This is a genomic window from Apibacter sp. ESL0404 (genome assembly GCF_019469245.1).
Taxonomy (GTDB): Bacteria; Bacteroidota; Bacteroidia; order Flavobacteriales; family Weeksellaceae; genus Apibacter.
Genome location: NZ_CP048267.1, coordinates 1,971,059 through 1,983,317, shown reverse-complemented (window position 1 = coordinate 1,983,317; position 12,259 = coordinate 1,971,059). Strand labels below are relative to the sequence as shown.

Below are 12,259 nucleotides of genomic sequence, written 5' to 3'. Positions count from 1 at the left end.
GGGGATAACTTCTAATTTTATTTATGTAAATATTTTTATAAAATGATAATACAACTATTTTATGTATAATGTGTGTATTTTTAGATTTATGATATATCACAAAGTTTAAAAAAGAAAAAGGTATGCATTATTAACTATAATTATACATAAAAATTGGTAACTAAAATTTAGAATTTTTATTTTCTAAGGTTTGTTTTAAGTATAGTTCCCGTAAGCCTTTTATGGTATGGAAACGATCATAAATATGAATTTTAGTTGTTAAGGGAGCAAATAGATGGCCGAGTCCTCCGGTAGCTATTACAAAAGTGTCTTCCCCTAATTCTTTATTAATCCGATCAATTAAACCTTCAACCATACTTAAAAAACCAAACACCATTCCACTTTGCATAGATTCTTCCGTGGTTTTACCAAGTACGCTTTTAGGAGTGCGCATTTCAATATCTGAAAGTTGTGCAGTTGCTCCAATTAGAGAATTTAAAGAAGTGATGACACCGGCGGCAATAATTACCCCTTTTATATCTCCGGTTTTATCGACACAAGTTAAAGTTAATGCAGTCCCGAAATCTACGATAATTTTTGTCCCCTTATATTTTTTATAGGCATAATATGCATTGGCATAAAGATCGGTACCCATTTGCGGGGTACTAGACGTTAGCTCTGTAGGGGTATTTCTGGTTACTTGAACCGTTTTTATATTATGAAGACGGGTTAGCGATTTTCTTACAGGATATGTTAAATGGGGTACAACGGAGCCTACTGCTATTTCGGTAATATCATTGGGATTAATCCCATAGTTTTGATAAGTCATTTTAAATTGAGAAAATAGCTCATCTTCACTTTTATAAGGTTTAGTATTCATTACCCATGAATTAATACACTCTTCTTCTTGAAATATTCCAAAACGTATATTGCTATTTCCGATGTTTACTACTAAAAGCATATGTATATTTTATTTAGGATAAATATTGTTTTCTCTATTGATGTCTGCCATTCGATAAGTGGCGTCTATTTCAATAGATTTAATTTTTTCAGGTGATACATTCAGACTAAATTCATATTCCTTTTGTGTCCATTTCCAATAAGGTAGATTTTTTTGATTAACATCAGATTCTTGTTTCTTATAATTATGCATCATATTTAAAGGAATATTATATATTTGTTTTGAACCATCTGAATATGTTACATTAACATCTATCGGCATCGGAAAATTACCCAGATTTTCAAGTGTTACCTTAGTGGTTTTTCCTTCTTTTTCTACGCTTTTGATAGCATAATCAATAGTTCGAGTGGTATAAGTCATATAGTTCCAATACCATTTTAAATCCATGCCTGATATTTTTTGAGCAATATGTATAAAATCCCTGTCGGTAGGATGTTTAAATTTCCATGTTTCAAAGTAATTTTTCATTATTTTGAAAAAAGTTTGTCTACCAACAATATATTCTAATTGCACTAAAAACAACTCGCCTTTAATATAGGCAGCAACACTATAGCCATTATTAGTTAAAAAATGATCGGAAAAAATACCCATTACTTCTTCCTGTCTAGTTTTTATAAATTCTGTGTAAAATTCAACACTATTATAATGAGGGTTTGAATAATTTTTTACATGGTCAGGAAATATTTTAGCCATCATTAAATGTTCTGCATACGAAGTAAACCCTTCATCCATCCAAGCTCTCATACTTTCATTGGAAGCAAGTATATGCTGAAACCAAGAATGAGAGGCTTCATGAAACATCAAATCGGCAAGTCCTTCCAAAGATTTTGCATTTCCCATGATCATAGTACACATCCCATATTCCATGCCACCGTCTCCTCCTTGAATAAAAGAATAGGTTGGATAGGGATAGGCACCAAAGTTTTCTTTCATAAGAGAAAAGTATTTCTTGATATAAGGTTTAGATTCTTCCCAATAATTGGTTTGCTCAGACTTCTGATAAATCAAATAAACCAAAGGTCCGTTTTTTATGGAGATTGAATCAACTGTATAATCAGGATCGGCAGCCCAGGCAAAATCATGAATATTTTCTGCTTTAAAATGCCATAATGTTTTATTTTTTTTAACCACCGGTTGAGCATCTGCAAGATATCCTTTAACGTCTTTGGGGTTTTGGAGAACTCCACCGGCTCCAATAATATAATTTTTATCAATTGCTATCGTTACATCAAAATTTCCAAAAACTCCTTGAAATTCTCTTGCGATATAATCAAAGGTATGCCAACCTTCATAATCGTATTCTACTACTTTCGGGTACCATTGGGTCATAGTTAAATCAATGCCTTCGGAATTATTTCTTCCGGCTCTTCGAATAACCGGAGGAATCTGTGAGGTCCATTCCATTTCAAAATGAGTGGTGGTATGGGGTAATATGGGTTTTGCCAATTGTACTTTTAAAATAGTTTCTTCAACAGTAAACGTAATCGGTATACCTTCTTGTTTTAAGGATTTAATTTTTTGATACCCTATTTCATTAGATTTCAACGATGAGATACGTGATTTCCCTTCACCGGTAATCATTCGTTTGTCAGCAGTTTTATTTAGTTCCTGTAATTTCTGATCCATCATTGAATTTGGTTGAAATGCATTCCAATATAAGTGGAAATAGAAAACAGAAAGTGTGTCTTGGGAATTGTTTGTATAAGTAATTTGTTGATGGCCCTTATATTGGTAATTTTTAACATCAACATCAATATTCATTTTATAATCTGCCTGTTGTTGATAGTATTTATTTATTTGTGAATTAGATAGTAATCCTAAGGTTAGGAAACAAATAAAAAATATTTTTTTCATTAAAATTGATTTAACGCAATTTAAAGATTAATTTTATTAAATAAGTAATAAATTACATTTCAATAATTTTTTAACTTTTGCTGGAATATCTTATCATTTGCGCAGATATTTAAGTTAATGAAATGTTTTATAGTAAGAAAATTATATTCTTAAAAGGATTGTTACTAGTAACGATAAAATAATAAGATATAGTATAAATATTTAAAAATCCCCAAATCATATAATTTAAGGAAAATATAAAGTATTGATTTAATGCAACTAATTAGAGAGTAATAATTTTTACAAATGTTGAATTTTAAAACTTAATAATTATCATGATAGGAAAGAAGTGATTTTTATGTGTTTTTTTTCTTGTATTTATGATAATTTATACATGTTTATTAAACATTGTCTACTATTTTTATAATATAGTTATTAGATCTTCATTATCTTCCAGTAAATAATATGCTAAAAAAATAAGATTTTCTGAATCAGAAGCATTGTCAAAATGTTTAATGGGTTGATTTTTAGGTTCGTAAAACACATTTCCGGATTTAATGATTTCCGGTTCATGTCCTTCAATTTGGAATAACAAGGTTCCGGATAATACACATCCGATAACCGGACATGGATGAAGGTGATAATCTGCTTTTCCTTTTGGAGGGATGATGACTTCCTTCATTTCAATTCTTGAAACGGTTTGGTTCTTTAATACAACAGTCTTTAGATCTTTTCTTGTAACATTACTTTTTAACATGATTATATATTTAAATAAAAAACACTAAGTAATTATGTGCTTATTAAATTAATTTGATCCAAAGGTAGTTGTATATAATTATTTTTTCATTGACTTATGTTAAGAGATTTCAAACGGCTTAATGATTCGGGTTCAATTCCTATATAAGAAGCAATATGATATTGTGGTACCAATTGTTCCACATTTGGATATGTTTGTAGCAATAATTTATATCTTTCATAAGCAGTATTCATTAAAAGAGAAATATCTTTTTGGCATTTTTTAACGAATAAAATATCTGAAATGTATTTTGCAACTTTAAACCATGCTTTTGATTCATTGAGAAGCAAATCATAATTAGTTTTAGAAAGACATAAAATAGTTGAATTTTCCAATGCTTGTATACTGCCAATGCTTGGCTCCCTTGTTAAGAAACTTCTGTATGAAGTTACTATTGATTCATAAAAATAGAAGTCAATATTAAATTCTTTTCCATCTTTATCTAAATAAGATCTTAGAACTCCTGTTTTCACAAAACCAATAAAAGAACAAATTTCTCCTTCTTCTATAAGAAAATCTTTTTTAAACAATGTTTTTACTTCCAGCAATTCCGATAATCTGGTATAATATTGAGTTGCTAATTCTAATTTAGTACAAATTAAATCCTTTAAAAACATATGTTGTATTTTTATGTAAATATACCTAAGTAATAAGTAATTTTAGTGCAAAAGGAATTTATTAAGTAACTTTCGAATATCAGTCATTTCATTGTACAGTTTAGATATTAGAATATGTGTTTAAGTGATATTGCAACTTTACATAGTTTTATAATGAATTTTTAAGTAGGAAACAGATTTATACTATATAAGTATCGGCGATTTCATAGAGTAATTAAATAAAAGTTCAGAACTTTTTAGTTTATAAATAATCATTACTGAAAACGCATATAATGCATTACAAAAGTTAAAGGGCTACTAATAGTTTTTATGAAGTTATGAAATCACCTATGCATTTTTTGTAATCTAAATACTTAAAAAATAAGGATTACATGTTTATATAGTCAAAATCGGAATTAGTATCAGTATTATTTTGTTGGCGATTCTTTTTATTATTACTCCTTTTATCATTACTATTATTGAATCTATAAGTAAAAGATAGGGTAAATTGTCTTGGACGCCATTGCATTTCCGAATATCTGTAAAAATCGTCTCCGTATGTTTTAAATTTCCTTTTTTTAGAATCAAAAACATCCTGAATATTGAAAAGGAATGTCCCTTGACCTTTTAATATATCTTTGCTGATTCCTAAATCCATTCCGTACATTTCTTTACTTTTATTTTGTCCATTTTTAAAAGGTGCCATATAATTTCCTTGTAATTGAAAATTAAAATTTTCCGGGAGTTTTACTGTCATACTCATACGAGTTCTCCATGTAAACCCTTTTTTATCTAAATTCTCGGTAACTAAGGTGGTACTTCCGGTTATAGTGTTAATTTTTTCATACGAATAATTCCCATAGCTTTCGTATTGAAATAAATTTACATCTCCAAAAATTTTCCACCATTTATAAGGATTTACAGAATAAGACAATTCTCCACCGTATCTATTTTCATGTCCTAAATTGGTAGGCATGGTATTTAAATTTCCGAGAGGGTCTGATGTAGTTATGAATTGTAAAGGATCTTGTGTTCGTTGATAATACAAAGAAGGAGTAATTCCCCAATTACTTTGTTGAAGGTTGTATCCCAATTCAAAAGAATTGATGTAAGACGGGTCTAAGTCCGGATTTCCTTGACGAGTATTCCTGTCATCAGAAATGTTTTTATAGGGGATAAGCATTCTGCTGTCCGGACGAAATATCCTTCGGCTATAACTGATTTGCAATTGGCTTTTTTCCGTTAGATCATAATTTAGGTGAAGAGTAGGAAATAAGTCCGTATAATTTTTAGTAATGGTTGAATTAGCTTGACGAGAAACAACCTTGATAATTGACGTTTCTTCTCTTAATCCTGCTAAAAATGAAAATCCCCCCCATTTATTTCCATATTGTAAATAAGAAGATAAAATGTTTTCTTGATAAACCGTATTGTCTGTTTGATCAGGATTCACTACCCACGAATTATTTTTAAATTCATTTAAAGAAAAATCTGATTTAATTTTAGAATAATCAGCTCTCATTCCGGCTTCTAATTGAGAACCTTCTTTAAAAGGCAATACATAATCAGATTTCAACATTATTTTGGTTTGCGTATTATCATTGGTATTTAAACCGGGAATTCGGTCATAGATTTTAGAATCGGAATCTTTTAGATTATAAGAGTAGAATCCGTCAACGGTTAGTATATTTCCTTTTTTAAAAAAATTATGCGTAAAATTTAGGTTTCCGTCGATTCCGTAATTATTTCTGTTTTCTCGTTCTTTTCTTTCTGTAAGGCTTTGTATAAGTGAGGGATATAATGTGGTATTATAGTGGGTGGTACTTAAATAATTGCTGGTATTATAATTATATCCTATAGAGGTAGATAATGAGTTTTGTTCGTCAAAAGTAAAATTAAATCCCGTACTTGCATTTAGAGAAGTTCTTTCTCTATTCCTTTTAGAATCTTGTAGGGAATTTTCATCCATAAGGTGGTTCATATCATAACCAATGTAATTTTTTTTCTCTTTACCTTTATTTTTACCATACCTAAAACCGATATTGGTAAACCAGTTCCATTTTTTTTTGCCATATCCTAAATTAATGGATGTACCGTACGATTGTGGAGATCCTCCGGACATTTGAATACTTCCGGTAACACCTTTTTTTCTATTTTTTTTGGTAATTATATTTATAATACCGGCAGTTCCTGAAGATTCATAACGAGCAGAAGCATTGGTAACTACTTCGATTTTTTCGACCATATCAGCCGGTATGGATTTTAAAGCTTCGGCAGTATCATTAATTCCCAACATGGCAGAAGGTTTACCGTCAACTAAAATTTTAACATTGTCATTACCTCGTAAACTAACTGTTCCATCTACATCTACAGTCACCGATGGAACATTTTGCATAACATCTGAAAGAGTTCCTGACTTGGCAGTTAAATCTTGAGAAACGTCATATATTTTTTTATCCAACTCAACTTTATATAATGGCTTTCTTCCTTCTACAACAATTCCCTCCAATTCTTTAGCCGTTTGTTCAATCTTTATATTTCCTAAGGAAGTTGATTGAAGAAGCGATTTTTGATCGACATATGAATCAAATCCCGCCTGATCTATCACCAATTCATATTCTCCCGGTGTTACTTTAACAGAAAATTTACCTTTTTCGTCAGCCAATCCTCCAAATACTTTAGAAGTATCTTCTAAATTGGTTAAAGTAATGCTGCTGTAAGGTACAGGACGGTTATTATCTGTAATTATGGTTCCTGTTATAACAATGTTTTGTGAAAATATAAAGGTATATAGTACTAAACAAAATGTTGATAGTATGGATTTACTTGAGGTCATTTATTAATTTTATTTTCAGTATAGACAAAGCTAAAACTGAAAGGTTACATCGTAAAGTAAATAAGAAGAGTTATTTTTTAGTGTTACTTTTTCTTTCGGAAGTTATTATTTTCGATTAATTCAAAAGGATTTTCTGTTTTAGTTTTTATAAAGCTTTTACCAAAGATAATAATACCAAATACGATAAGGGCAATACCTACAATTTTTTTTATTTTGTAGGCAAGTTGATCGGTCAGCTGGTGCTTAAACTTGGAAGCTAAAAATATTTTTAACATATCAACAGACACCATAGTAATTAATAAAATGGTTATGTATAAGTAAAAATCGGAAGGTTTTGAATATTGTGCGGATATTAATACTACTGTTGTCAGCCAAAATACGATAACACCAATATTAACCAAATTAAGTAAAAAACCATTCATATAGGTTTTAAAATAATTGGTAGTCGCAATATTAGCATCTGTTTTAATATGCAAATTACCTTTTGAAAGAATATTGTATAATCCGTAAATAAAAATTACAAAACCGGCAATCATGTATACCGATGGATGTGTGTCTATAAACTTTAGTAAACCTTTACTACCTGTATGCGAAACATAAATACAAAGTATATCTGCAGAAATTACACCCGCTTCGAGAGCTATGGAAGGTTTTATACCTTTAGTAAGACTGGTTTCAATCAGAAGAAAAAATACGGGACCTATTAAAACAAGACTGAGAATAAGCCCAAGTAAAATTGCAGATGTGATCAGAGAAATCATTAAATTATTATAATAATTTGCAAGGTACGTAATTTTGTGTTAACATAATGTGACAGATATTAGTTAGATGAGATTATTTTATGGATTGTTTATCATGTTTATTTGAGTGTAATCTCTAATTTTTATCTCAATTACGAAAAAAATAAAAAAAATGCTCTTTATAATAATAAAGTTTATCTACTTATTTTTAATGTAAAATAAAGAGTGAATTAACTTTTTTATTATTTATTTATCAAAATTCACCGTATCTTTTTTTCTGTTATCTCGATTTATATTTTCCGTTTTATTATAACCATGGTTTTCGTTCGATGAATTATAATACCCTCCGTTCTCATCTGAAGAATAACTTCCGTCGTAAGCACCGTATGAAGCCAAATCATCACAACTAAAATTGTCATTCATAGTTTCCGGTCTGGCAAATTTATCTTTTTGGGTTATTTCCAATTTAGGATCAGCATATATTTTTTGCATAAAATAGGCCCAAATAGGTAAAGCCATACTTGCTCCTTGACCAATGGAAGTTGATTCAAAATGCGCATATCTGTCTTCCCATCCAACCCATATGCCGGTAGCTAATTTAGGAGCAATTCCTATAAACCATCCGTCGGCATTTTTATTGGTCGTTCCTGTTTTACCTGCAATTTCAGCATCAATACCCATACTCCTGACTCTTCGACCTGTACCTTGGTCAATAACCCCTTTCATTAATTCAATCATAGTGTAAGCGTATATTTCATTCATAACTTCTCTTACCTGTGGTTGATATTCTTTAATTACTTTATTGTTGCTGTCTTCAATACGCCAAACCATCTCAGGTTTAGTGTAATTTCCAAAATTTGCAAAAGTGCTATAGGCTCCAACCATTTCATAAATGGTTAAGTCTGCAGATCCTAAGGCAATAGTATTGTTTCTGGGAATAGGACTTTCAACTCCTAAATCTCTGGCCATTTTTATAACTGCATCATATCCGGTAGCATCAATTAACCTTGCTGTTACCGCATTTTTGGAATAGGCAAGAGCTGTTTTTAAAGGCATAGAAGCGCCGTTTCCGGCAACTGTCCATTTACCTTTGGTATAAGTTGCATTTGAAACTTGTGTACAAGGGGTGTAATTTAGGTTTTTAATGGCTGTGGCATATACAAAAGGTTTGAACGTGGATCCAACCTGTCTACGTGCTTGTTTAACATGGTCGTATTGAAAATGTTTCCAATTGATACCTCCGACCCATGCCTTTATATTTCCCGAATGAGGCTCCATTGCCATTAGTCCGGCTTGAATAATATGTTTATGATATCTTATAGAATCCCAGGGAGATAATAAAGTATCTTTATCGCCTTTCCAAGTGAAGATTTGTAAGTTGATTGGTTTTTTGAATTCCGTTACAATTTCCTCATCAGATAATCCCTTATTTTTCAGGTTTTTATACCTTCCGGTTCTTTTCATGGCATCTGTCATGAGTTTGTTGTATAAAAAATCAATTTTAGGATCTCCCGGATAAGTGTAAAAAGGAGCATATTTCCTTTGTTTTTGCTCTCTGAAAAAAGATTTTTGTAGATTTTTTAAATGCTTTTCAATTGCTTCTTCAGCATATTTTTGCATTCTAGAATCTAGAGTTACATATATTTTTAGTCCGTCTTTATAAAGATTATATTTTTTTCCTGTTTGGTTTTCATAATCATTTAAAACAGCATTAACTTCTTTTTTTAATGCATGTTTAAAATAAGCGGAATATCCTTCGCCAATTTCTTTTACCGGTCTGTAGTTAAGCTCAATAGGAGTTTCTTTAATTGAATTGAATTCTGCTTCAGTAATGTAACCTTGGTCCTTCATCAAGCCTAAGACAACATTTCTTCTTTTTTTAGCATTTTCAGGATTAATTTTAGGATTGTTTACTACTGGATTTTCTAACATAGCTACCAATGTGGCACTTTGTGATAGATCCAAATCTTTAACATTTTTGTTAAAATATACCTTGGATGCGGTTGCAATACCATTAGCATTAAATAAAAAATCGAATTTATTTAAATAAAGAGTTAAGATTTCATCTTTAGTATATAATTTTTCGAGTTGAACCGCGATTATAATTTCCTTTATTTTTTGGAAAGCTCGTTGAAATTTATTTTGCGATACCCCTTTGTAAGAAAAGTTACCCTCGTCATCATCTTTTTGCGTAAAAAGAAGTTTAGCTAACTGTTGGGTTATAGTACTACCACCCCCTCTTTTTCCACCATAAAAAACAGCCCTGAATAAAGCTTTTTTATCAACCCCTGAATGGTAAGGAAAACGTTCATCTTCTTTAGACATTAAAGCATAAATAAGGTATGGAGGTAAATCTTGATATTCTACCGGGATTCTTTTTTCTTTTTCAAACTTTTGAATTACAACACCATCTGCAGATATAATTTCAGAGGCAACAAATATATCCGGATTTTCCAAATCTCTAACATTGGGCATTTCTCCAAAGAAGCCATAAATCGTTAATAAGAAAAGTAAAGCAAATGATAAAATTCCGGCAAAAAATAATCCCCAAAACCATATAAAAAATTTTCTTATAAATTTTTTAGTGGAATTAGATTTATTTATTTTATTTATAGTATTGGTCTTATTCTTATTTTTATTTGTTAATGCCATAATATATATTCTATGGTAAGTTTATTCAATAGTTACTCCAAAGTCTACAATACCTTTTAAAGTGTCTTTCCTCATTCCTTGAACAACGGAAAGAGTATAGTCCCCGTTTTTAGTAAATGAGAAATCTTTTTTGTATTGAAAATAAATTTCTTTAATGGATCCCATGCCCGAACCAAGCCATTTTCCTGTTTTATCAGCTAATATATAATTTAACGTATCGGTACTAATAACTTTTTTTCCTTCTTTTAATTTAATAAATAAATAGAGATTACTAAACTGATAATCCTCATTATTCCTTACTATAAAGTTTATATTTTTTTTGTCGGAAGCATTTTTAACGGTAAAATTAAAATTTAAAGTATCTTTTTTACTCCAAGAATTATTGATGCTTTTCATTTGTGAGTATTCATAATTATGATTACAATTTATGAAAAGAAGCATTGAGCAAAGAGATATAAAAAGAAATTTTTTCATTTAAAATTGTTCTAAAAAATTATTTAGGTTTTTTAGGAGTTCTTTTTTTGGGTTGATTAGAATTTGATTGAACGTTAGTATTAGTTTTAGCTTTTGGTTTAGGCTTTTCAGTTGTATTTTTTGAATTGGTTCGCTGTTGATTTTTATTTTTGGATTTCCGTTTAGTATTTGATTTCGATTTTTTTTCAAATCGATTCAAATTATTTTCTTCAATTAAATCAACTTTTAAATCTTCTTTTTCCTGAAGTTCATCTAATGGTTTAATAGTTACACCTTTTTTATTAAGTTCAACTAATTTTTTAACCTCATAAATATTTACAGGATACCAAGAAATAGAATTATCTGTATAAATAAACCACATTTGATTTCTAAATACATCCACTTTAATGCAATATGCTTTACCCTTTTCAGTTTCTAATACAGTTTGGCTGGAAGGAAAATCAGCTAAGGCATCCACATAGGTGTCTAATTCAAAATTAAGACAACATTTCAATTTACCACATTGTCCGGCTAATTTTTGCGGATTGATGGATAATTGTTGATATCTTGCCGCCGCAGTGTTAACAGATCTGAAATCTGTCAGCCAAGTAGAGCAACATAACTCTCGCCCACAGGATCCAATTCCTCCCACTTTGGCACTTTCCTGCCTGTAACCAATTTGCCGCATATCAATTTTTGAGCGAAAGGACATAGCATATTCCTTTATCAACTGTCTAAAATCTACTCTGCCTTCTGCCGTATAATATAAGGTAACTTTTGACCCATCCCCTTGGAATTCTACATTACAAATTTTCATTTGAAGTCCCAAACTCCTGGCAATTTGTCTCGCATCAAGCATAACCGAGTGCTCTTTGTTTTTATAGTTTTGCCAAATTTCAATATCTTTTTGAGATGCTTTCCTATAAACTTTAAACAGTTCATCAATTTTAGCCTTTTTTTTTCTCATTTGGATTTTGACTAATTCTCCGGTTAAAGATACAATCCCTACATCATGTCCTGAATTAGCTTCCACAGCAACTATGTCGCCAATTGATAGGGGTAAATGAGAATCATTTAGGTAAAAATCTTTTCTATCGTCTTTAAATCGTACTTCAATATATTGGGGTTGATTTTTTTGAGTAGGGGGGTGTATGTCGGATAACCAATTGAATACAGAAAGTTTACTGTTGCAATTTCCAGTTCCACAAGCTCCATTATTTTTACATCCTTTAGGTAGTTCTCCCGAACTACAAGAACTGCATGTTTCCATATTTTGATATTAATCTAATTCACAAAGATAGATATTTTTAAAGTTATAAGTCTTAAAAATATTTTTTACAATTACCTTTCTTGAGAAAGGTATCTAGTCGTTATATTCCATTATTTAATATAAAAGGCTTACTTTTGAAGAAA

Annotated in this window: 9 protein-coding genes; all 9 read right to left on the bottom strand. The window is 30.3% G+C overall.

Features of this window, described 5'->3' with window-relative positions; translation table 11 throughout:
* Window positions 1–160: 160 nt before the first annotated feature.
* On the bottom strand, window positions 161–940 hold the full coding sequence (locus GYM72_RS08455; RefSeq protein WP_160541686.1) for a type III pantothenate kinase: 780 nt from the start codon (window positions 938–940) through the stop codon (window positions 161–163).
* 9 nt (window positions 941–949) lie between these two features.
* On the bottom strand, window positions 950–2,794 hold the full coding sequence (locus GYM72_RS08450; RefSeq protein ID WP_220264089.1) for a M1 family metallopeptidase: 1,845 nt from the start codon (window positions 2,792–2,794) through the stop codon (window positions 950–952).
* A gap of 400 nt (window positions 2,795–3,194) precedes the next feature.
* Window positions 3,195–3,530: a cupin domain-containing protein gene (locus tag GYM72_RS08445; protein WP_220264088.1), complete on the bottom strand. Its 336-nt coding sequence runs from the start codon at window positions 3,528–3,530 to the stop codon at window positions 3,195–3,197.
* Window positions 3,531–3,616: 86 nt separating this feature from the next.
* Window positions 3,617–4,186 (bottom strand): Crp/Fnr family transcriptional regulator, encoded by a 570-nt coding sequence (locus GYM72_RS08440; RefSeq protein WP_220264087.1) that lies wholly within the window; start codon window positions 4,184–4,186, stop codon window positions 3,617–3,619.
* A 367-nt stretch (window positions 4,187–4,553) separates the two neighbouring features.
* On the bottom strand, window positions 4,554–7,001 hold the full coding sequence (locus GYM72_RS08435; protein WP_220264086.1) for a TonB-dependent receptor domain-containing protein: 2,448 nt from the start codon (window positions 6,999–7,001) through the stop codon (window positions 4,554–4,556).
* An 83-nt stretch (window positions 7,002–7,084) separates the two neighbouring features.
* A complete protein-coding gene (locus GYM72_RS08430; RefSeq protein ID WP_105296795.1) occupies window positions 7,085–7,762 on the bottom strand; it encodes a LysE family translocator in 678 nt (225 codons plus the stop codon).
* Between the two features lie 225 nt (window positions 7,763–7,987).
* The gene (locus GYM72_RS08425) at window positions 7,988–10,393 is read right to left on the bottom strand and encodes a penicillin-binding protein 1A (protein WP_220264085.1); all 2,406 of its coding nucleotides are present in this window, start codon (window positions 10,391–10,393) and stop codon (window positions 7,988–7,990) included.
* A gap of 21 nt (window positions 10,394–10,414) precedes the next feature.
* Window positions 10,415–10,867 (bottom strand): gliding motility lipoprotein GldH, encoded by a 453-nt coding sequence (locus tag GYM72_RS08420; protein WP_220264084.1) that lies wholly within the window; start codon window positions 10,865–10,867, stop codon window positions 10,415–10,417.
* A 19-nt stretch (window positions 10,868–10,886) separates the two neighbouring features.
* Window positions 10,887–12,116 (bottom strand): regulatory iron-sulfur-containing complex subunit RicT, encoded by a 1,230-nt coding sequence (locus GYM72_RS08415; RefSeq protein ID WP_220264083.1) that lies wholly within the window; start codon window positions 12,114–12,116, stop codon window positions 10,887–10,889.
* Between the last annotated feature and the right edge of the window lie 143 nt (window positions 12,117–12,259).